Genomic DNA, 19911 nt, shown 5'->3' with positions numbered 1-19911 from the left:
AATACTAATGGTACCAATGAAGTATTTTCAGTACCAGAAGGAGGGTTTGGCCACTTGCGCGAGCGAATATTGAATGAAACGATCCGTTTGATTCAGCGGCAGGGGTTTACGTTTACGGTCAGTGATCTGGCCCGCGGCCTTGCGATTAGCAAACGGACGATATATGAGCATTTTTCATCCAAGGAAGAAATCGTTGAGCATATCATTGACGGGATGATTCGTCACATCCAGCAGCGCGAACGCGAAATTGCGGCGGACGAGACGCTTACCGTTCTGGAGAAAATCCATCAGATCCTGATCTGCCTGCCTCAGGAGATGGAGAAGATGGATTTGGGGATGCTGCCGGATCTGAAGCGGTCGCATTATCCGCAGTGGGAGAAGCTGGACACCTTTTTTCGAGAAGAATGGGGCATTGTCACCGAGCTGATGGAGCAGGGTATGGCCGAGGGCAGCATCAAACGGATTCATATGCCGCTGTTCATCGACCTGTACCTCGGATCGCTCCATCAGATTTACGATTCGAGGGCGACGGTGAAGCATCAACTGCCGCTGGGGGAGCTGCTGCAGTCCGTCATGGATATTTTATTGTTCGGCATTGCCGCTGAGAAACGGAAGGGGTCTTGAGATTATGCATTGGGTCTATCTAAGTTTGGCTATTCTGTTCGAGGTGGCGGGCACGCTGAACATGAAGCTGTCGGAAGGATTCAGCAAACCGCTGCCAAGCGTGCTGCTGGTCGTGTTCTATATTTGCAGCTTGAGCTTCCTGACATTGAGCCTGAAGCAGATTGAAATATCCGTGGCTTACGCGATCTGGTCGGGACTCGGCATCATGATCATTACGCTGATCGGTTACATGTTCTTTGCGGAGCAGATCAACGGGCTCAAGGTATTCTCGATCCTGCTGATCATCGCAGGGGTCGTGCTGCTCAATTTATCCGGCAGCGCGCATGCGCAGGAGCAACCGAAGACGCACCAGTCCGGTCATTAAGGACAGTATCATGAAATGATTTTCGCTTAAGGGCCGTAATCGTCACGGCTCTTGTTCTGCTGCAATAATGTACTATGCCCCACTTCGCGTCCGGCTCTATAATGACAAAGGAAATTCCTTTGTTAGGAGCTATCATCATGAACCTGTCTTCGTTTTTTATTTACTGTTTTATCGTGGCTTTCTCACCGGGACCGTCCAATATCGTCATTCTGTCTTCGGTCCAGAACTCCGGCATGAAGAAGACCTTGCGCTACATCGCCGGTGCCTCCATCGCTTTTTTCATATTAATCGCCGCTTCGGTCGTATTAGGCCAGCTGCTGTCCTCCGGCATGCCGATCATTCTGCCGATCATGCGGGTAGCCGGCTGCCTGTTCATGCTGTATCTTGCGTATCAAGTGTATAATATGGACGTATCCAAGTCCGGCGTTAACCAAACGGCTTCTTTTACGTCCGGATTTCTGATGCAGTTTATCAATCCGAAGGTGGTAATGTTCACGCTGACGGTCATTCCCAGCTACGTGATGCCGTATTATACGGCAGGCCCTGTCGTTTCGGCGTTTGTGGTCGCGGTATCGTTAATCGGGCTGTCCGCGTATATGACCTGGGCCGTGTGCGGTAGCCTTTTTCAAGGAATTATGCAAAAATATCGGAGGACGACCAACACGATCCTGGCTTTGTTTCTGCTGTATTCGGCCATCGTCGTATCCGGCATACCGGAGCTCATAAAGGGGTGAAGGAAGATGGAGCAGTTTATTTACAAAAAAGCGGTGGGCATTACCGCATTGTCCGCGAGCCTGACGGATTTCAAATACAAGAAGCATTACCACGAAGAGTATGCCCTCGGCGTTACGCTGCGCGGCATACAGAAGTACTCCCTTGACGGCAGCCAGCAGGCTTCTTACCAAAGCGGGGTCATGCTGTTCCATCCGGAGCAGAATCATGATGGCTGGTCCCAGGAACGAACGGGCATCGACTATGTGATGATCTATATTCATCCGGAGCTCTTCCTGGAATTGACTCAGAAAAAGGATATCGTGCGGTTCCAATCTCCGATCGTATATCATGCGGGACTGCGGCAGAGCATTCTCAATGTGACGAGGTCGATCTTCACAGGTCAGCCGGAGGCTAAGAGCAGCGAGCTGCTGCTGGGCCTGGCGGGGCATTTTAACGAGGATATTCTGAACCCGGACAGCCGGAAGGACAGCGTATTTACGCGGAAGGCGAAAGACATGATGCAGGATCATCTGGAGCATGTCCTCCGTTTGGACGAATTGAGCGGGGAGTTCGGGATGTCGAAGTATCAGTTCATCCGTACCTTCAAAGCGAATACGGGGCTGTCGCCCTATCAGTATTATCTGAACTGTAAAGTGGAGCGCGCCAAGCACCTGATCGAGGACAGCCGGGATGTTTATCAAGCCGTGACCCAATGCGGCTTCACGGATCTTGCCCATTTGAACCGGCATTTCAAGAACGTGTACGGCACGACGGCGTTTGATTATATGTCCCATCTGGATAAGTAGAGGCGGCAGGAGCCGATCATGCGCGCGATTTTTCAAGCCAGGCTTGGCATTTGTGAATAAACTCCGTTATAGTGCGCGAACACGATCCCGGCGTACAACGTACCGCTATAAGAGCGGCCTTACTATAGGAAATCCGATCAGAAATAGACCGTGATCCTGACCAAGGGCGGTCTATTTCTTTTTAAGATTATAGAATTTATAAGTTTTCAGCGAAGCTGAACTCATTCGATAATCGCAAGAAAAACGTCCTCTAAACGCGGTCTGTCTTCTGTGAATGTACGAAAGGTAAGCCGTTCGTTGAAACTGTGAGCAGGGAGCCGCAACCGGATTTTGAGATATGGCCAAGGGATGTTAATCTGTATGAGGAATCATTGGAAACTACTCAGGCTTTAGCCGGATGGAAGGAATCGTTCGAATGGAATATATCTATGAATCAGCCCAGCGCAGCTACGAGGATTTCGCCAGCGGCCGGGTACTGTATAATGCGCAGGGAACGACGTCGTTTCCCGTCAGGCTGGCCAGCGAGATTGCCCAGCGGTGCTTTCATATATTAGAGGAAAAAGGCGTACAGGGGCCTTATACCTTATACGATCCCTGCTGCGGCGGGGCGTATCTGTTGACGGTGGTGGGCCTGCTGCACGGGCGGCGCATTCGCCGCGTGATCGGCTCGGACATTAACGCGGAGGTGCTCGGCATCGCCGGGAAGAACCTGTCGCTGCTCCGTGAAGAGGGGCTGGAACAACGCACCGAACAGCTGAAAGAGCTGCTCGCGCTCTATCATAAGCCATCCCATCAGGATGCGCTGGAAAGCGCTGACCGACTGCGGGAGCTGATAAGAATGTCCCGTTTGGAAGAAACGTTTTGTTTTCAAGCCGATATTACCCAGCCCCAACCGGAGGAAAGCCTGGCCTCCTGCAAGGGGACCCAGATCGTCATGACCGATCTCCCTTACGGGGACATGGTTAGTTGGAGCGGCGGAAGCCAGGAGCCGGTGGAGGATTTTTTTAACGGCATACATGCGATCCTGGATCCCGTCCGTTCGGTGGTTGCCGTCATATCCGACAAAGGCCAGAAATTAAAGCATGACCGGTTTAAAAGAATTCAGCATCTGAAGATTGGCAAGCGGCAGGTTGCCATCTTTGAACCGTTATGAGCGCAGTTAAACGGACCGGATTATAGAAAGAGCCCGCCGGCATCCTCTCCCGCTAACCTCTTGAATGAGTTTTCACCAAGCAGCCCGCTTTTGGCGACAAGCCAAAGGCGGGTTCTTTTTTGCCCATCGGTGGTTGAATGAAAATAAAGAATGGATGCTAATCAGGAACGTATGTTCGTCTAAAATCTAAAAAAATATAGCATTTCTTGCGGAATGCCGGCTCTCAGGTAGAATTCGTGCAGGGACTCTCCCGCTCCGGGCGCGAGACCTGCGGTCAACAGGGCAATGGCAAAGCGGTTCGCCTGCCGCTCCAGTTTACCCGGGCTGAAATAGGAATGCTCCTCCAGAAAAAAACGGCTGATTCCCTTATGAAGACGGTCATGCCCCAGCTCATGCGCGCATACGAAGCGCTGCCACGGCGGCGGCAGCTGATTGTGGATGACGATGAATCTCCGTCTTAGTTTACGGAAATACAGTCCTTTGGTCGTCTGGCCTAAATCTGCGAACCGAATATGTATGCCCAAGGAAGCCGCTATTTCAAAGGGGCAGTTGGTGTGATGTTTTTTGATCAGCTGACGGATTAAAGGTTGTAAATGATCATCCATGGCAGTTCACCTGCAATATTGGTTTTGGTTGAATCGTAAGAATCGTTATGTATCTCCTTATGCATGTGGATTTATTTCTTGCGTTTGTTCATCTGCTTGGCTTCCCAGAACAGTCCGGTCAAGACATCCTTGATGCGCTGCTTGTCCTCCCCGCTCAGAGGGACCCCGTCAAACATGAGCTCGCCGTCATCCTCGAGCATTTTCTTGAAATCCCGTTTATCCCTGGAGGTTGCCCAAGCGGGAGCCGGTATCTCTTCGTGCTTGGCGGCATCCTGCTGCAGATAACCTGCTTTGTTCATCAGCTCTTCATAGGGAACCTCGAGCGCCTCCGCCATTTTGCGCAGCGTTTGCGGCTTGGGTATGCCCCGCAGCCCATTCTCGATCCGCGAGATCTGCGATCCGCTGATGTCGGCGGCCTGGGCCAGCTGATTGATGCTCCAGCCTTTGTTCTCCCTCATCTCTTTCAAGTACGATCCAAATATGCGTTCCACGTTCCGGCCACTCCTCACCATAGTCCATCTGAAACATCTACTTATAGTATAAACGCACCCTCATCCTTTGCCAACAGGTAAAATAAAAGAGAGCATCATTGCCAAAAGGCAAGAAAACGAGAGGGATGTCCCATATACCTCTATATAGTTCGTCCATTTGAAGGTTTACGCCGGTCTCCAAATAGTGGTATATTAATGAAAAATACGAACAATATGCGAACATAAGATGAAGAACCGACTTCTGCCAAATGGCAAATTGTAAGCTTGACCATGACAATAAAAGGGGAGTGTTTCCGAATGAATCCATTGTTACCGGAATTGGATCGCAGAAAGACCCAAAGCGCCGTTGAAGCGATATTCGAAAAATATCGCATCTATAGAACCATTACATTCGAAGTCAGGGAGATGAGCGTGACCGCATCCTACACGGAGAGGTTCCACGGACCGACCAACGTCACCTCGGACCAAACGGCAGCGGTTGCCATATATAATGTAGATATGCCGGCGGCCAGGAAGCAGTATTGCGAAATGATCGAATCGATCGTGGAACGGCTTGGCGAGCGGGAGCAGACCCTGATTCGGGAACGGTACATGAAGCAGGACGACGTATTCGATTACAAAGTGTACAACCATATCCTCGAGCCGCCGGTCAGCAAGGACACGTACACGAAGATCCGAACCCGGGCTTTTTATAAACTGGCCTTGGCCTTGGCGGACAGAGGACTGCTGAAGCTGCAGGAATTGGAGAAAGCCGCCAAGAGCAAAATGAGCTGACAAACGCGAGCACGGATCATCACATCGCGCAAAACCGGAGGACCTCATAATGGAGGTCCTCCGGTTTTTTATTTCTAATATAGAAAGGCAGCATTTCACGGAAAAAACAAGTTAAGACTGGGAAATTAACTATAAATACGAACATAGGTTCGTACTATTTTCCGCCGACATTCCGCTTAAAGTTCAGCATGAACCGTCCCATAAGGCGTCAGCGCATCCGATTTAGGGGTGTAAGATTGTATTATCGGAAATGAAGCAAAACAGAGCGTACCGAACACACACACAGTCGATGTGAGCCGGCCTTGAGAAGGACCGGTTTTTTGCTGCGGTTGATGCCTGGGGCGTCTCATTTCCGATTCTTTATACGAAAAGAAAGGAGGGGGTCATATTGCACAAGCATGTGATCGTCGCGAGCAGCTGGCTGTCCTATGGCCGACCGGAGAGCGTCCGGCAAACCGCGGAATGAGAGGGGCGGTCAAACAGGCCGTTGCATTCCTCATTCCGGAGCTTGACGGCCATGTATATGACGTGCATCCGCCGGACGGGGTAAGCGAACCGCTATATGCCGTGATCACGCTCGGCGAGGACGTCTGGAAATCCTCATGGGCCGGGTACCGGCAGGTGGTGCGATTGAAGCTGCATGGGGATCGTTCCGATCTGCCGCAATTGGATCGATCGGCGGATCTACTCATTCAGGGACTTCACCGCAAGCGGGTTGCCGGAGCCGACGGAAATGCATTCAAGCTTCATTATTTGGGTGTTCCGGAGGCCGACAAGCTTGATCCTGTTTCAGGCAGCATGATCCGGGTCTTGCGATTCGGGATCTATATGCCGCAGGCATCCGGGGCAGGCTCCGTCGGACAGCCGGATGAATGGCTGGACACGCTGACAGCCTGGACAGGAGATATGCTGGGTGGTCCTTGGCGCATCTACCATACGGCATGGCCTGCGGGGCGGGAGGATCACGCCGTATTATGGCGGATGACCGGCTGCGAGACCCGAATGGCGGGAGCTTCGATGTTCGAAGTCCGCAAAACCTTTATCGGGCATATCGCCTCCCTGGATTCCGCGGACGAGCAGCTCACGGCTGCAAGGCTGGTGGAGGAGCTTGGCACCCAGGTCCAGCTGGTTCTGGACTTACAGGAACGCCGTTTTTTATCCGTTGCGGAAATTTCCTCCGATATGCAGGCCGATCCCATTCTGGACGGTCAGATTAAGCTGACCCTGGCCCAGCGGAAGAACCGTTCGCCGGAGGAAGCCGCCTTGATCAGGCGCGTTAACATTCATCCTATCTTAAAGTGAGGTGGCCAATATGGCTGTGAAAAAAACACTCAAATCCGAAACTCCCGGGAGCAGCGCTCCCCGATATGCCTTGGCGGAACTTGAAGCACACGCCCATGAACTGTTCCAGGTTCGGGCGGAAGTGCTTGCGGGTGCCATGTATGGGGCAGATGGAGAGCAGTTCACGGTAACCGAGGTCAAAGAAAGAATCCAACAATTCATGAAAGCGAAGGTGGTCTAATCATGGCAGGTGGAACATGGGAAAGCACGAATAAACCGGTACTGCCGGGTTTGTATATGAATTTCAAGGCAGCAGCCGCGTCGGTTGTTCAGGGTGGCAGTCGCGGTACGGTCGTCGTGCCGGTCAAAGCCAATTGGGGACCGGTGCGGGAGTTCGTGGAGATCGGAAGCGAGTTCGCGATTTCCGAGCAGTATTCCGCGGATAGCCAGAATGGTGCTACCGCTTACGAGACGCTTTATCTGGCCTTGCTCGGCGGTCCGAAAAAGCTCTTGGCTTATCGTTTGGCGGACAATACGGCGGCAGCGGCTAGCGTGACGCTTCAAAATGCGGAAGCTGCGACTTCGGACGTGCTGAAGCTTGAGGCCAAATACCCGGGCAGCCGTGGCAACGGCTTCACCGTAACGGTGCAGCCGTCGCTGATCGACCCGGCCGCACGCGAGCTTCGCCTCTATGAAGGCGCCAAGCTGCTTGGCACCTATTCCAGCCCGGACGGATCCGCCGCGTCGATGGCGGCGCAGATCAACGAAGATGCCGAGAACCTTTGGGTGACGGCAATCGCACTGGACACGTCCGGCGTTCCCGCTGACGTGAACGGAGCCGCGCTGTCCGGAGGCAAGAGCGGCAACGGGGGTCTGACGAATGCAGATTATGTCGAGATGTTGGATGCAGTCGAAGGCCAGGAATTTAACGTACTCGCCCTGGATTACGCTGCGGATATGGCTCTGCTGCAGAGCTTTGCGGCCTGGGTAAAGCGTCTCCGTCAAGAAGGACGCGGCGTGATGGCCGTATTCGGCGGCAGCGCTGCGGACGACATCTCCAAGGATGCAGCCAAGCTGGCTGCAGACCGGTCGCTTGCATTAAACCATGAAGGAATCATCAATGTAGGTACGGGCGTGCGTCTATCCGGCGTGAATTACAGTTCCGCGCAGACGGCTGCTTACGTAGCCGGACTTATTGCCGGTCAGCGCTTGAACCAATCCGCTACATACGCGGTAACGCCATTCGAGGACGTGACACGCCGCTGGACGCGCTCCGAGCAGGAGCAGGCCGTACGCAATGGCGTATTCGTCCTGTTCTACGACGGTCGTCAGGTAAAGGCGCTGCGCGGCATCAACACGCTGGTGAATCCGGCGGAAGCCCAAAACAATGCCTGGAAAAAAATCCGTTCCATCCGCGTGATGGATGCGATCCATGCGGATTTGCAGCTGGCCGCGGAACAGACCTACATCGGCAAGGTGAACAATACCGAGGAAGGCCGACTCGCGCTGATCGGCGCCGTGAAGGAATATCTCGCTTCGTTGTCGCTGAGCAATGTCATCGAGCCGGACGGTTATGACGTCATTCTCGATCCGGCCTACTACGGCGATTCCGCCGTGAACACGCCGGAGCCGGACCAGGTCTTCCTGCAGTGGAACGTGAAGCTGACCGACGTGATGGAGCAGCTGTTCGGTACGTTTTACGTGCAATAACGAGAAGAGCGATCAGTACATTTAAGATGAGAACCGAATTGCCTTTTTGTGGATGCACGTCCATAAACGTTTTTCTTAAAAACTTAACGAAATCGAGGAGGAACTTAATATGTTGGATGCTTCAAGAGTCATTATGGGGACATACGGCCAGGCATATATCGACGGGGTATGGCAGACGCACATTAATAAGCTGGAAGCCAGCGTGGAATTGGAGAAGCGCGAACTGAAGCTGGTCGGCAACGACTGGACGGTGCACAAAAACGGCAGCAAAAAAGGAACCGGCACGATGAGCGGGTACAAGGTCACTTCCGATATGATCTCCCGCGGCTTCACCAAATTCGATATCATCTCCAAGCTGGACGATCCCGAATCCTACGGCCATGAGCGCGTTCGCCTGATTCGCTGCATGCCGGACAAAATCCAGCTGGCCAACTGGACGGCCGGCGAGGAAGTGCAGGAGGAAACCTCGTTTACCTTTGAGGGGTACGAGCTGTTGGATCCGATTCAGGGGGATTAAGGGCTGTTTACCTTAAGCACGGCTTGAGAGCGGTCAATAAGCGGGGCTTCGCCCGGCATGGCGTGTCTGGTTCGGGCGAACGTCGCCCGCTGAGTTTAGGGCTACTATTTTATGAGTGAAGGAGATAGATATACACATGAGCTTACACGAGAACATGAGCGAGGAGCAAATTCTGGACAGTCTGTTCGAGGCGGCGGAAAGATTGCCGGAGGAAACGGTACGCATTAAGCGGCTGGATATGCAGATGGTGCTGCAGGGTTTGACTTCAAGCAAGGTGGACAGCATCCGCGAGCGCTGCACGGTTCGCCGGACGGTGAAGGGCACAGTGGACGAGAAGGTGGATACCGAAACCTTTAATGCGCTGCTCATCTCCGAAGCGACGAGCAGTCTGTCGGTGAAGGGCTTGACGCTTAGCGGCTGGGGCGATCCGCGAATTACAAGCCGCTTGAAGCTGTCGGGCGGAGAGCAGGCGGTCCGCCGCATGCTGCTGGCCGGAGAGCTGGATGCCGTAGGCGATAAAGTACTGGAGCTGTCCGGCTTCGGGGTTGAGATTGCTGACCTAAAAAACTGATCGGCTCCGGGGGAATGACGACGATGCTGTATCATCTGTGGGTCCGGCATCACCTTCGTCCCGGAGATTTTTGGCGGCTCCCGCGAGGCGAGCGCCTGCTGCTGCTCGCTTTCTCCCAGGAGGAGATCGAGGGCATGGCCGGTCAGAGTTTGAAGTGAACAGGAGGTGAAACGAAATGGCTGAAGCCATGAACTACCGCATGAATCTGGTCATCGATCCGAAAAACGTGATCAAGGCCAACCGCGAGCTGCGGGCGATGGAGCGTTATTTTGAGCGGATCCAGGGACGTGTCATGCGAATCGGACGTACCCGCATGGCACCTGAAATCGTGCTGAAGGACAGCGCCTCGAAGGGGTTGGACAATCTGCTGGCCAAAATGCAGCGGGTGAAGTCGCAAGTTATTCAGGCCTCGGCGAATGTGAAGCTGAATGTGCAGAAGCAGATTGATACGAATCTAAATCTGAGCGTGCAGAAGCAGATCGAGGCGATCGTTCAGGTGGATTTGCGGGCGGCAGGGCTTGATTTTTCTCCGATGATCGCTGCGCTGAATGCGAATACGACGGCGGTGGATAAGCTTACGGATGCGCTTGGATCGCTTCAGCTTGGAGGCGGCGGGAGCGGTAAAAAATCTGGATGGGATACTGCTCTGAATGTTTTTGGTACTATAACTGCGATTGGTTCTACCATGAAAAACGGGGGCCAACTATATGGTAAAGGAACTAAGATGCGCGAAGCATGGGGTAAAGATAAACCGGCCCCTGAACCTGCCCCTAGGACGGCGCCTAGGCCGAATGGGGTCAGAAGGGGGGGCGGCCGTGGATCCAATTCCAGTCAAAACCAGGCTGCTACGACCCCGAGTAGCCAAGCAGATAAGCCACTAACCAAATGGGGTAAGCGTTTTAACAAAGCTGAAACACTGGGAGATTTCATAGAAACTGCGGGCAACACGGGATCTGGAGCAGTGAAATCAATCAAGGGTGTTTTGGATATTACCAAGGGTATATTTGGTGGCGGTGCCAGCGGCATCGTATCCGGAGGCGCGGCGAGCGTTGCCAAGACGGGTGCAGGATCAGATGCAGTAAAACAGGCAGCTGACGGTAGCACTGGAGCAAATGCAGTGAAAAATGCCGGCAAAAGCGGCCTAGGCTCCGGCTTGATGAAGGGGCTTGGTAAACGCGCACTTGGCCCATTAAGTTTTATAGCCGATGCGACCGCAATCGCTATCGCTAAACCGGGAAAAGAACGAAACCAAGCGATAGGCTCTACCGTCGGCGGCGGCATCGGAAGCACCATCGGCGGCCTCGTCGGCTCCGTGATCCCGGTTGCAGGCACGATGATCGGCTCAACGCTCGGCGGCACCGTAGGTAGCTTTATTGGCGAGAAGGTGGGCGGCGCCATTACCGGTATCGGTGATAAATTCAACGAGGGTAAGGAGACGGTGTCGAAATGGTTCTCCAAAACGTTTTCCTTCGGGAAAAAAGACAAGGAAGCTGCTCAACCGAAGGAACCCCCTTCGAGTGCAGCTGCCCTTCCGGCTCCCATCATCCCGAAACCAGCGCCGACTGATTTCAGCAAGCCGCTGCTGCCGAATCCAACATTGAACCCGACATACGGCCCGTATATGCCGCCTAGCCATGCTACAAGCATGAGTACTTTAGGTCCACCCGTGAGTGCAGCGCAAAACCAAGCTTTTGCAGGGAAGCCGACGTCCCCGCAATCCGTTCAGATCAGTCCGGAGCAGATGAGCACGATATCCGGCTTGCTGATGGATTTCAAAACAGAGACAACCGTGAATTACAATCTACCTTCAGGCGCGGTACAGGTAACGGTGCATGAGGAGCACCCGATCGATGTGGAAGGATTGATCCTTCTAGTCGGGCAGCGACTGAGAGCCGAATTCAGCAAAGCAGCCCAGAACCGGAAGCCGACTCCGATGGCCTATTGAAGATGATGGTTAACGGCAGTATGAAGCGGGTCCGAAGGCATCCATACAGAAAGGAGGGGCCCAAGGTGGAGTTTATTTTGAAGAACGGTAAAGGCATGACATTCCAATTCCCGGTTAATCCGGAAGAGGTAACCATTTCAAGGCAAAAGGGACTGGAAACGGCCACGATTCTCAACTATGGAGAGTTTGATTTTCCGCAAGGGAATCGGATTAAGGAGATATCGTTCTCTTCCTTTTTCCCGCAAGAATATGATGCAGCCTTTTGTAAAGGCCATGAGAGAGATCATATCAAACCGCAAACCGCGATGAACAAACTCAATGAGTTTCTGGCGTATAAAACACCGCTGCAATTTGTCATTACCAGGACGGCGGTGAACGTTCCGGTGTACGTCGCCTCCCATCAGTCCACGTTCCGGGGCGGGGAGGTTGGGGATGTGTATTTTGACATCACGCTCCGGACATGGAGTGAAATGAAGGTGGCCAAAACAGCAAGCAGCAGCGGGGCTGCCGGAACGAATAAAAAGGCCCGGGCCGACATGAAGGAGAAGAACAAGACGTACACCGTGAAGGCAGGAGACTCGCTTTCCAAAATCGCCAAGCTGGAGCTCGGGGACAGCTCGAAATGGAACCAGATCTACAAGCTGAATCAGAAAATGATCGGCAAAGATCCGAACGCCATCAAGCCTGGCCAGAAGCTGGTGCTGTCATGAGTTACAAGGTGATTTTGCAGGATCAATACGATTTATCTCCCTTGGTGGAAGCTATCAGTTTACGGGATTCGCTTGAACAAGTCGCTTATCAGGGAACCGTCAATCTGGTTGTCACGCCGGATTTGCCGCCGATCTCGCCGGGAATGGCGATCCGGATCAGCGGTATTCCGTATGGTAAGAAGGATTATGTTCCCCTGCTGCACCCGGCTGTCGTGTGGGAAGTGGAAACCTCCAACAATGGGGTGAAGCGGATGATCCTCACGCTGTACGATCGGACGGTATATCTCGACAAGTCGGAGGATGAATATCTGTTCCCGGCGAAGCAGACCGCCACCCAGAGATTCAAAAAGTATGCGGCGGACTGGAACCTGAAAATTGCCGTTTTGCCGGATACCGAGAAGCAGCTGGGGCGTTCCGTTTACCGGACGCAGTCGATTTATGCCAGTATGTTCGCTGATTTGCGGGAGACGGCCAAAGCCGGCGGCAAGCTGTATCATCCGCGGATGATCTCTTCAGGGCTTGAGCTGTATGAGTTGGGAACGAACAAAGAAGTCTACATCTTGGAGGCTATCACGGATACCACGCAATCGCGGACTTTGGAGGGCGCGGCGACCAAGGTCAAGGTGCTGGCGACAGCCGCCAGCGAGACCGGGCAAGAGGTTCCTTCCAAGGTAATGGCCATTGAGGAGAAGGATATCGCCAAATACGGTCAACTCCAAGCGATCATTCAGGATGATGAAGTGAAGTCGCCTGCGGCTGCCCGCCAGCTGGCCCGAAGCAAACTGAGGGGGATCCGGGAGACGATCTCCCTTAATGCACCTGATGTCAATACGATTCGCGCCGGAGATGCGGTAATGCTTGGCTCGATGAAGCTGCTCGTGATTTCCGTCAGCCGGGAGCTGGGAAACCCCGGGAGCATGATGCTGGAGCTGGGGAGTTATGACGATGTAAAAAGGAGGTTTTACCTTGAATAAAGACCCCTATGGACAATTGGCGTCCTCCTTATATGCTTCATTAAACAAGCAAACCCGTCAAGCCATGGGCGGTGTAGGGGCCGTTCTCGGCACGATAACCTCGACGGGACTTAAGCTGGATGATTTCAAGCATGAGCTGCAGGACTATATGGTGGCGGAGCTGCCTGGAATGTTGTCCTTACCCCGTTATACGGCTGTTGGTACCGCCACTTTGGGAGGACAGCAGCAGGAAATGACATTTGATGTGGAAGAAAATGAAGTCGAAGATACCCTTTTTGAGCTGGGAAAAGGCTTGAAACCGGGGGACCGCGTGCTGGCCGTTCGGGTCAACAGCGGCAATGACGTGGTGGTTGTATGCAAGGTGGTGAGCAGCGGTGGCTAATTTGTTTCCCGAAAACGAGGATATGGTTTGGACGGATGCCACGGATCCGGAGGTACTGGAGGGTGAAGGTGCCGTTTTTGGACGGTGCTGGCGGTATGATTTTGAAGCCGGCGAGTTCGTGATGACTCCCACCCGGAAGATTCCGGTTGCGGATGAGAAGGAAGCCTGGGTCATCTGGTGCGAAAAAGCGATCCGTACGCCGCGTTACCGCCATTTGATCTATACGCCCGATTACGGCAGCGAGCTGGAGGAGCTGGTCGGCAAAGGCTACGACCGATCTCTGCAAGAGAGCGAAATTCAGCGCATGGTAACCGAGACGCTGCTGGCGGACGCACGGACGGAGAGCGTGGATCAATTTCTTTTTGAATGGGAAGGAGAAGCCTGCCGTTTCAGCTGCCGTATTACGAGCGTTCGGGATGAGACGGAAATCATAGAAAGCGTGGTGATCTGATGGCAGATTTGCCGTTATATTTGTTGGATCAGACGGAAGAGAACATTATGAACCGCATGCTGAACAAAGTGCCTTCGGACATCGACAAGTCGGAGGGCTCTTTTATTTGGGATGCGCAGGCGCCGGTTGCGTTTATGCTGTCTGAGGCTGCCTTGTGGGCGCAGGAGCTGCTGCGTCGTGGCTTTGCGAGCACGGTGGCAAGCGATCACCCGGATATCCGGTCTGCCGAACTCGATCTGAGGACGGCAGAGCATGGGATTACCCGGCGGGAAGCGGTCGCTTCATCCGGCAGCGTTGTGTTTGTGGGGAAGCCGGGGACGACCGTGCCTGCCGGAACCTATGTCGCTACGCCAGCCGATGAGGGCTCCGGGGAGTCCTCCGTGGAGTATGTGACCACGTCAGGCGTAACGCTGAATGACATGGGTATCGGCACGGCGCCAATCCGCGCGGTTACGCCGGGCAGCAGCGGCAATGTACCTGCAGGCGTCATTCAGCTGATGATGACGTCGGTCAGCGGCGTAACATCGGTTACGAACCCGGAACCGACGCGGAGCGGGACGGATACCGAAAGCGACCAGTCGCTCCTGGAGCGTTTTTACGCCAAAGTCCGAAGTCAGGGAACGAGCGGCAACAAAGCGCAGTACATGCAGTGGGCCAATGAGATTGCCGGCGTTGGCGGTGTGGAAGTGGCACCGTTGTGGAAAGGGCCCGGCACCGTTGGGCTTTATCTTCTGGATACGGACAAGCGTGCAGCAAGCCAGGATATCGTGGATACCGTTCAGCAGCACATTGACCCGTCCCAGGATGGACAGGGAGAAGGCGTAGCACCAGCGGGACCGGTTATCACCGTGATGCCCGCGGCGGAGGTTCCGATTGATATCTCCGTCAAAGTGCAGCGTACACAGGAGCAGCCTTCGACGATGGAAGAAATTCGGAAGCTGATCGAGGACGGTGTTCGGGCGTATTTACAGCAGATTGCTTTTAATAGGAAAGATCCGTTGGTAAGATACACTCGTATTGCAGCCGTACTGCTGGACATTCCGATTATCGTCGACTACTCGGATTTGACCATTAACGGCCATACCGAGCAGAAAAACATCGAAATTGGCTCCGGTCAGGTCGCGGTGCTGGGGACGGTGAGCGTAAGTGAATAATGCCCGAATGAACAGCTTGCGCGGTCGCGAGCTGTTTTCTTATCTTCCGGCCTATTACGAGACTTCCCGTGTCATGCAGTCCGATATGGATGCCAAGGGCAGCGAGCTGGATGCACTCTACCAGGCGCTGAACTCAGCCGCAGACCAGTTTTTTGTCCGTACAGCAACCTGGGGCCTGGAGCGCTGGGAGATGGAGCTTGGCATTCCCACCGACCGAAACAAGCCGATCGAGCAGCGGCGGGCGGTGCTGGAGTCCAAGCTGCGCGGAGCCGGGACCTTCTCCGGAGCACTCGTGAAAAATGTGGCGGAGGCTTATGACGGCGGCACGGTCGAGGTATCTTTTCAGCCCGAGGAATGGGGCTTTACGGTTAAATTCGTGGATACGCTCGGCATCCCGCCGAATCTGGAGGACTTGAAGTCGGCGATCGAGGAGATCAAGCCGGCGCATCTGGCCGTGGCGTATGCGTTCAACTACTTGCTCATACGCGATATTCATGACGTGATGACTTTGGGCGAGCTGGGGCAGACGCCGTTAAACAAATTTGCAGGAGGTGTTTGAGTTGTCCAGTAACACACCGAATTTAGGACTATTAAAGAAAGACCCGATGGTGGATGGCAATGAGACCTTTAACATCGAGACGATGCTGAATGAAAATTGGGATAAGGTTGATGAGGCTGTGGGGCAGGTCCGGGAGGAGCTCGGAAATATCGATGTGGATATTCCGGAAGCTTCGTTGACAGAGAAGGGTATTGTGCAGCTATCCAGTGCCACGAATGGGACGAGGGAGAATGTGGCGGCAACGGAGAAGGCGGTGAAGGCGGCTTATGATGAGGCGCTCGCGGGAAAGCAGCTTGGAGTTGAGCAAAAAGCCAATGTGGTTGCCGCGCTCAACTCCATTGGGGTAGTGGCATCCACGAGCGAAAGCTGGGCGCAACTGGTTGCTAAGATGGCGGGGATTATAAAATCGACGGGGAACGCGACAGCTGGGGATGTGCTGGCGGGGAGGACGTTTAGTAATGGTAGTGGGAATGGGGTTGTAGGGACGATGCCGAATCGGAGTGCCGAGAACAACCACATGCCTGGGCTAGAGACAACGGTATGGACGGGGGATCGAGCATTTATCAGGCCACCAGCTGGTTATTATAACGGGAGTACTTGGGTAACTGCACCAGCTTTAGATTTTATCCCTGAGAATATTCGAGAAGGTAGAAGTTTACTGGGTGTCGCAGGAACACTTAGACCAAGTCAAAAGGGAAGTACTACAACATCGTTTAGGGATAGTGGGACAGCAAGTGTAATAAGGAGTTACTCAGATATTGCTACATTACCAAAAGGTATTTCTTACATCTCGATTTTTAGTAAGCCCGGTACACAATACAATCGTTCAAAAATTTCTGTACAGGCACTTGGTATTAACTTATGGGTTACTCTTGAGATAGTTGATGCTAATGGTACTGGAATACCGTTAGTACAAGCTTATTCATCACAGTATAGCTCAAGCGAGTGGAGTACAAAATATTTGTTTATGACCATCTTAGATTTTTCATCGAGAAAGTTTTTGACTCAAGTTAACGATATCTCAAATGAAGTATATCCGTTTCCATTTAGTATTAATAATATCCCAGAGAACTTCGATACTAATGCGGGCCCAGTTAAGCTAAGATTATGGCACCAAGTTATTAATGGAGCAACGAGTGTAGATTATAACGCAGGGTGCGAATCAGATATTTACTATTCTTGATATCTAAAAGGGAAGAATGAGTTTTTTAATGAAAGAAGTATATATGGATGGGAGATCATACTTTGAAAGGAGCGACTATGACTACACAAAATATACGCCTCTCTTTGGCAACTAGACTTACCATCTCCTTTCCCGACATCCCCTTCATCTTCAAAGAGGATGCCGACCCATTACCACCAGCCCCATACTTCCAAACCGAGCTAACCCTAGCCGAGTTCGAGCCGATATCGACCAATCGATATGCGGCTCGTTTTCGTTTCAAGATCTATTACGTTCCGGTTCCAGAGAAGCCGGTAGCAATGATCATGGATAAGATGCTGGAAAGCTTAACAACCCTTGAAGTTGAAGGCCGTCCATGCCGCGCCTCATCAGTGGCTTGGGAGCAGCCAACGGGGAATGATGGGACATCGGGAGAAGGATATTTTCGTGCAGAGTACGTCATTCAGCTGACGACCGATCAGGTCGAAACGGAAAGCAAGATGCAAACATTGAAACAGGGAGGCGGTTTGAAATGAGTAAAAAAGAAACAGCACCGACGTTCAACAAACACCAGCTGGTACAATCCAATCAATTTAGTAATCGCGAAAAGGATGTGCTTAGCGCCATTCTCGAAGTGGGCAAAACGTACACCGTTCAGCAAGCGAAAGAGCAACTCACCACATTTTTGAAAAAGGAGGTCATCTAAATGGCCGGAGGAACATGGACAACACCCAACAAAGTAAGACCAGGCGTTTACACCCAAATCTCATCGCAGGAGCAGCCGATCGGGCGAGTAGGTGAAAGGGGGATTGCCGCACTGGGCTTGTCCCTTCCATGGGGAGAGCCGCAAAAGATTCTGACGATCAAACCAGGTACCAATCTGGTTGATGTGCTGGGTTATGATATCACGGCACCGCAGCTTCTTTCGGTAAAAGAAACCCTCAAGCGTGCTGGCACACTTCTGTTGTACCGTCTGAACAGCGGCGTACAGGCGGCCAGTTCTGTGGCCGGATTGAAAGCAACCGCTCTTTACGGCGGAGAGCGTGGGAATGACATCCAGATCGTTGTTGAGAACGCGGTGGATGATCCAGGCAAGTTTGTGGTCAGCACGCTGCTGAGTGGCAAAGCTGTGGACAAGCAGCTTGTAGCTAGTGCAGCCGAACTGCAGCCGAACCTGTATGTAACCTTCGCGCCGGATACCGGCGATTTGGCCGCAACGGCAGGATTCGCACTGACAGGCGGCGCTAACGGCACTGTAACGAACCAAGAGCATGTGGACTTTCTTGCCGCGCTTGAGGTCCAAGACTTCCAGACCGTTGGCCTGTTGTCTGGAGACCCAACGCTCAAGTCTCTGTATACCGCTTTCGTCAAGCGACTTCGTGAGCAGGAAGGCAAGAAGGTCCAAGCTGTATTGTCTGACTATCCGGCAGCGGATTATGAAGGCGTCATCTCCGTGAAAAATGGCGTTGTTCTCACTGACGGCTCCGTCGTGGACAAGGTCAAGGCGGTCGCTTGGGTCACTGGAGCCACGGCAGCGGCAGCGGTCAACGAATCCTTGACGTATGCGGCTTACGATGAAGCGGTGGATACCGATGTTCGTCTTAGCCATACGGAGATTGAAGAAGCGCTGACGAAGGGCGAGTTCCTGTTCAGCTACAGCGGCGGCAAGGCCGTGGTCGAGCAGGATATTAACAGTTTTACATCGATTGAGCCGGCCAAAGCGCGCCATTTTTCCAAAAACCGTGTGGTCCGCGTCCTGGATGGCATTGCGAATGATTTGAAGCTGATTTTTGAGAAGTCCTATATCGGGAAGGTAGACAACAATGTGGATGGCCGGACGCTGTTTTGGGCGGAATGCGCGGCGTATTTTGCGTCTTTGCAGAACATCGGGGCTATCCAAAATTTCGATGCGAACGAAGATATTGTGGTGACGCCGGGCACGGAAGGCGATGTGCTGTTTGTGGATATCAAGGTACAGCCGGTGGATGCGATTGAAAAAGTATACATGAAAGTGAAGGTGGTCTAAGATGGCATTTTTGCGGGCAAGCGACACGATTTCGGGGCAAGAGGGCAAGGCATTCGTCAAGATTGGCGACCGTATGGAGGAAATGTTCTACATTAAAACACTGGAAGCTACGGTGGAGAAGGAAAAAGCTGAGCTGAAAACGATGGGCCAACGCGCTGTGCAGCACAAAGCCATTGGCTGGAAGGGCAGTGGCACGATGACCATTTATTACGTGACCACGCTGTTCCGCGAGCTGATGATGGAATACATTCAGACCGGCAAAGACGCCTACTTCATGATCGAAGTGCGCAACGAGGATCCGGGCTCGTCGACGGGACGTCAGACGGTGATTTTGGAAGGGGTCAACCTGGACAGCGTGATTATGGCATCTCTAGACACGGAAGCGGAGGCACTGGAGGAAGAAGTGGCCTTCACGTTTGAGAATGTGCGGATTGAGACGCCGTTTAACCCATTGGCTTAATACTTATTCATATATGAGGAGGAAGGAATATGAGCGATTTTAGTATGTTTTTTGCTGGGCAGTCGTCTGCGGAGATCACGGAGGAATTCGTGGTCTCTGTTCGTTTTAAGAACGCAGAAGGGAGCCCCGTTCCTTGGAAGCTGCGCAGCATCACGGAGGAGGAGAACCAGGAGTGCCGCAAAGCGGCTACGCGTAAGGTCAAGGGTAAGAATGGCGTCTTCACGCCGGAAATCGACCCGAACGACTATATGGCGAAGCTGATGGTATCGAGCGTCATTTACCCGGATTTGAAAAACAGCGAGCTGCAAAAATCCTACGGCGTGCTCGGTGCGGAATCCCTGCTCCGCAAAATGCTGCTGCCCGGCGAGTTCGCCGCGCTTGGCGAGCGGGTGCAAGCCCTGAACGGTTTTGACCGCGATATGAACGATCTGGTGGATGATGTAAAAAACTAATCAAAGAGGGCGACGGAGACGCGAAC

General features: G+C 53.0%; 27 protein-coding genes. 25 read left to right on the top strand and 2 right to left on the bottom strand.

Annotated features, from left to right (window positions below):
- The first annotated feature begins 54 nt into the window (after window positions 1-54).
- The 5 genes from MHI43_RS27320 (at window position 55) to MHI43_RS27300 (ending at window position 3661) form a co-directional block, all read left to right on the top strand.
- Window positions 55-624 carry a TetR/AcrR family transcriptional regulator gene (locus tag MHI43_RS27320; protein ID WP_009594579.1) on the top strand — a complete coding sequence of 190 codons (570 nt, stop codon included), beginning with the start codon at window positions 55-57 and terminating at the stop codon, window positions 622-624.
- Between the two features lie 4 nt (window positions 625-628).
- A complete protein-coding gene (locus tag MHI43_RS27315) occupies window positions 629-988 on the top strand; it encodes a multidrug efflux SMR transporter (RefSeq protein WP_009594607.1) in 360 nt (119 codons plus the stop codon).
- Between the two features lie 137 nt (window positions 989-1125).
- Window positions 1126-1722: a LysE family transporter gene (locus MHI43_RS27310; protein WP_015737381.1), complete on the top strand. Its 597-nt coding sequence runs from the start codon at window positions 1126-1128 to the stop codon at window positions 1720-1722.
- A gap of 6 nt (window positions 1723-1728) precedes the next feature.
- Window positions 1729-2508: an AraC family transcriptional regulator gene (locus MHI43_RS27305; RefSeq protein ID WP_015737380.1), complete on the top strand. Its 780-nt coding sequence runs from the start codon at window positions 1729-1731 to the stop codon at window positions 2506-2508.
- 415 nt (window positions 2509-2923) lie between these two features.
- Window positions 2924-3661, top strand: a complete 738-nt coding sequence (locus tag MHI43_RS27300) for a hypothetical protein (RefSeq protein ID WP_015737379.1) — start codon at window positions 2924-2926, stop codon at window positions 3659-3661.
- Window positions 3662-3840: 179 nt separating this feature from the next.
- Here MHI43_RS27300 and MHI43_RS27295 read toward each other — a convergent pair whose 3' ends face one another.
- Together MHI43_RS27295 and MHI43_RS27290 are read right to left on the bottom strand one after the other, a co-directional pair.
- The gene (locus MHI43_RS27295; RefSeq protein WP_009594580.1) at window positions 3841-4266 is read right to left on the bottom strand and encodes an ImmA/IrrE family metallo-endopeptidase; all 426 of its coding nucleotides are present in this window, start codon (window positions 4264-4266) and stop codon (window positions 3841-3843) included.
- A gap of 71 nt (window positions 4267-4337) precedes the next feature.
- A complete protein-coding gene (locus tag MHI43_RS27290) occupies window positions 4338-4757 on the bottom strand; it encodes a helix-turn-helix transcriptional regulator (RefSeq protein WP_009594555.1) in 420 nt (139 codons plus the stop codon).
- Window positions 4758-5054: 297 nt separating this feature from the next.
- Here MHI43_RS27290 and MHI43_RS27285 point away from each other — a divergent pair, with 297 nt between their 5' ends.
- From MHI43_RS27285 to MHI43_RS27190, 20 genes are all read left to right on the top strand, one after another.
- Window positions 5055-5531, top strand: a complete 477-nt coding sequence (locus MHI43_RS27285) for an ArpU family phage packaging/lysis transcriptional regulator (protein WP_036665099.1) — start codon at window positions 5055-5057, stop codon at window positions 5529-5531.
- Window positions 5532-5993: 462 nt separating this feature from the next.
- Window positions 5994-6833, top strand: coding sequence for a hypothetical protein (locus tag MHI43_RS27280; protein ID WP_036665100.1), 840 nt, complete (start codon window positions 5994-5996; stop codon window positions 6831-6833).
- Between the two features lie 10 nt (window positions 6834-6843).
- The gene (locus tag MHI43_RS27275; protein WP_036665101.1) at window positions 6844-7053 is read left to right on the top strand and encodes a hypothetical protein; all 210 of its coding nucleotides are present in this window, start codon (window positions 6844-6846) and stop codon (window positions 7051-7053) included.
- A 2-nt stretch (window positions 7054-7055) separates the two neighbouring features.
- Window positions 7056-8522, top strand: coding sequence for a phage tail sheath family protein (locus MHI43_RS27270; protein ID WP_036665102.1), 1467 nt, complete (start codon window positions 7056-7058; stop codon window positions 8520-8522).
- Between the two features lie 109 nt (window positions 8523-8631).
- Window positions 8632-9039 (top strand): phage tail tube protein, encoded by a 408-nt coding sequence (locus MHI43_RS27265; RefSeq protein ID WP_009594594.1) that lies wholly within the window; start codon window positions 8632-8634, stop codon window positions 9037-9039.
- Between the two features lie 136 nt (window positions 9040-9175).
- On the top strand, window positions 9176-9610 hold the full coding sequence (locus MHI43_RS27260; RefSeq protein ID WP_015737374.1) for a hypothetical protein: 435 nt from the start codon (window positions 9176-9178) through the stop codon (window positions 9608-9610).
- Window positions 9611-9624: 14 nt separating this feature from the next.
- The gene (locus MHI43_RS27255; RefSeq protein WP_222125857.1) at window positions 9625-9768 is read left to right on the top strand and encodes a hypothetical protein; all 144 of its coding nucleotides are present in this window, start codon (window positions 9625-9627) and stop codon (window positions 9766-9768) included.
- A 17-nt stretch (window positions 9769-9785) separates the two neighbouring features.
- On the top strand, window positions 9786-11555 hold the full coding sequence (locus MHI43_RS27250) for a hypothetical protein (protein WP_036665103.1): 1770 nt from the start codon (window positions 9786-9788) through the stop codon (window positions 11553-11555).
- A 65-nt stretch (window positions 11556-11620) separates the two neighbouring features.
- Complete coding sequence (locus MHI43_RS27245; protein ID WP_036665104.1) at window positions 11621-12265, top strand: LysM peptidoglycan-binding domain-containing protein; 645 nt, start codon at window positions 11621-11623, stop codon at window positions 12263-12265.
- Window positions 12262-13239: a hypothetical protein gene (locus MHI43_RS27240; protein WP_036665106.1), complete on the top strand. Its 978-nt coding sequence runs from the start codon at window positions 12262-12264 to the stop codon at window positions 13237-13239. The genes MHI43_RS27245 and MHI43_RS27240 overlap by 4 nt, the downstream gene beginning before the upstream one ends.
- Window positions 13232-13621: a hypothetical protein gene (locus MHI43_RS27235; RefSeq protein ID WP_036665107.1), complete on the top strand. Its 390-nt coding sequence runs from the start codon at window positions 13232-13234 to the stop codon at window positions 13619-13621. The genes MHI43_RS27240 and MHI43_RS27235 overlap by 8 nt, the downstream gene beginning before the upstream one ends.
- Entirely contained in the window at window positions 13614-14072 is a 459-nt protein-coding gene (locus MHI43_RS27230) for a DUF2634 domain-containing protein (RefSeq protein WP_036665108.1), read from the top strand. Before MHI43_RS27235 ends, MHI43_RS27230 begins: the two co-directional genes overlap by 8 nt.
- Complete coding sequence (locus MHI43_RS27225) at window positions 14072-15226, top strand: baseplate J/gp47 family protein (protein WP_036665109.1); 1155 nt, start codon at window positions 14072-14074, stop codon at window positions 15224-15226. The genes MHI43_RS27230 and MHI43_RS27225 overlap by 1 nt, the downstream gene beginning before the upstream one ends.
- Window positions 15227-15233: 7 nt before the next feature.
- The gene (locus MHI43_RS27220) at window positions 15234-15785 is read left to right on the top strand and encodes a YmfQ family protein (protein ID WP_081746353.1); all 552 of its coding nucleotides are present in this window, start codon (window positions 15234-15236) and stop codon (window positions 15783-15785) included.
- A 1-nt stretch (window position 15786) separates the two neighbouring features.
- Window positions 15787-16968 (top strand): phage tail protein, encoded by a 1182-nt coding sequence (locus MHI43_RS27215; RefSeq protein WP_036665111.1) that lies wholly within the window; start codon window positions 15787-15789, stop codon window positions 16966-16968.
- A gap of 77 nt (window positions 16969-17045) precedes the next feature.
- The gene (locus MHI43_RS27210) at window positions 17046-17483 is read left to right on the top strand and encodes a DUF6838 family protein (RefSeq protein ID WP_036665202.1); all 438 of its coding nucleotides are present in this window, start codon (window positions 17046-17048) and stop codon (window positions 17481-17483) included.
- A complete protein-coding gene (locus MHI43_RS27205) occupies window positions 17480-17653 on the top strand; it encodes a hypothetical protein (protein WP_015737360.1) in 174 nt (57 codons plus the stop codon). The genes MHI43_RS27210 and MHI43_RS27205 overlap by 4 nt, the downstream gene beginning before the upstream one ends.
- Window positions 17654-18973, top strand: coding sequence for a phage tail sheath family protein (locus MHI43_RS27200; protein ID WP_036665112.1), 1320 nt, complete (start codon window positions 17654-17656; stop codon window positions 18971-18973).
- Between the two features lies 1 nt (window position 18974).
- A complete protein-coding gene (locus MHI43_RS27195) occupies window positions 18975-19433 on the top strand; it encodes a phage tail tube protein (protein ID WP_009594586.1) in 459 nt (152 codons plus the stop codon).
- Between the two features lie 29 nt (window positions 19434-19462).
- Entirely contained in the window at window positions 19463-19885 is a 423-nt protein-coding gene (locus tag MHI43_RS27190; RefSeq protein ID WP_015737358.1) for a phage portal protein, read from the top strand.
- Window positions 19886-19911 lie beyond the last annotated feature (26 nt).

The sequence above is a fragment of the Paenibacillus sp. FSL H8-0457 genome, assembly GCF_038051935.1.
GTDB lineage: Bacteria > Bacillota > Bacilli > Paenibacillales > Paenibacillaceae > Paenibacillus_AQ > Paenibacillus_AQ lautus_A.
The sequence above is the reverse complement of the archived record's forward strand: the minus strand, read 5'-3'. Positions and strand labels throughout refer to the sequence as shown.

Coding starts and splice junctions, on each gene's coding strand:
- MHI43_RS27315 (WP_009594607.1), top strand. CDS start 629: ATGCATTGGGTCTATCTAAGTTTGGCTATTCTGTTCGAGGTGGCGGGC.
- MHI43_RS27310 (WP_015737381.1), top strand. CDS start 1,126: ATGAACCTGTCTTCGTTTTTTATTTACTGTTTTATCGTGGCTTTCTCA.
- MHI43_RS27305 (WP_015737380.1), top strand. CDS start 1,729: ATGGAGCAGTTTATTTACAAAAAAGCGGTGGGCATTACCGCATTGTCC.
- MHI43_RS27300 (WP_015737379.1), top strand. CDS start 2,924: ATGGAATATATCTATGAATCAGCCCAGCGCAGCTACGAGGATTTCGCC.
- MHI43_RS27295 (WP_009594580.1), bottom strand. CDS start 4,266: ATGGATGATCATTTACAACCTTTAATCCGTCAGCTGATCAAAAAACAT.
- MHI43_RS27285 (WP_036665099.1), top strand. CDS start 5,055: ATGAATCCATTGTTACCGGAATTGGATCGCAGAAAGACCCAAAGCGCC.
- MHI43_RS27280 (WP_036665100.1), top strand. CDS start 5,994: ATGAGAGGGGCGGTCAAACAGGCCGTTGCATTCCTCATTCCGGAGCTT.
- MHI43_RS27275 (WP_036665101.1), top strand. CDS start 6,844: ATGGCTGTGAAAAAAACACTCAAATCCGAAACTCCCGGGAGCAGCGCT.
- MHI43_RS27270 (WP_036665102.1), top strand. CDS start 7,056: ATGGCAGGTGGAACATGGGAAAGCACGAATAAACCGGTACTGCCGGGT.
- MHI43_RS27265 (WP_009594594.1), top strand. CDS start 8,632: ATGTTGGATGCTTCAAGAGTCATTATGGGGACATACGGCCAGGCATAT.
- MHI43_RS27260 (WP_015737374.1), top strand. CDS start 9,176: ATGAGCTTACACGAGAACATGAGCGAGGAGCAAATTCTGGACAGTCTG.
- MHI43_RS27255 (WP_222125857.1), top strand. CDS start 9,625: ATGACGACGATGCTGTATCATCTGTGGGTCCGGCATCACCTTCGTCCC.
- MHI43_RS27250 (WP_036665103.1), top strand. CDS start 9,786: ATGGCTGAAGCCATGAACTACCGCATGAATCTGGTCATCGATCCGAAA.
- MHI43_RS27240 (WP_036665106.1), top strand. CDS start 12,262: ATGAGTTACAAGGTGATTTTGCAGGATCAATACGATTTATCTCCCTTG.
- MHI43_RS27225 (WP_036665109.1), top strand. CDS start 14,072: ATGGCAGATTTGCCGTTATATTTGTTGGATCAGACGGAAGAGAACATT.
- MHI43_RS27220 (WP_081746353.1), top strand. CDS start 15,234: ATGAACAGCTTGCGCGGTCGCGAGCTGTTTTCTTATCTTCCGGCCTAT.
- MHI43_RS27210 (WP_036665202.1), top strand. CDS start 17,046: ATGACTACACAAAATATACGCCTCTCTTTGGCAACTAGACTTACCATC.
- MHI43_RS27205 (WP_015737360.1), top strand. CDS start 17,480: ATGAGTAAAAAAGAAACAGCACCGACGTTCAACAAACACCAGCTGGTA.
- MHI43_RS27200 (WP_036665112.1), top strand. CDS start 17,654: ATGGCCGGAGGAACATGGACAACACCCAACAAAGTAAGACCAGGCGTT.
- MHI43_RS27195 (WP_009594586.1), top strand. CDS start 18,975: ATGGCATTTTTGCGGGCAAGCGACACGATTTCGGGGCAAGAGGGCAAG.
- MHI43_RS27190 (WP_015737358.1), top strand. CDS start 19,463: ATGAGCGATTTTAGTATGTTTTTTGCTGGGCAGTCGTCTGCGGAGATC.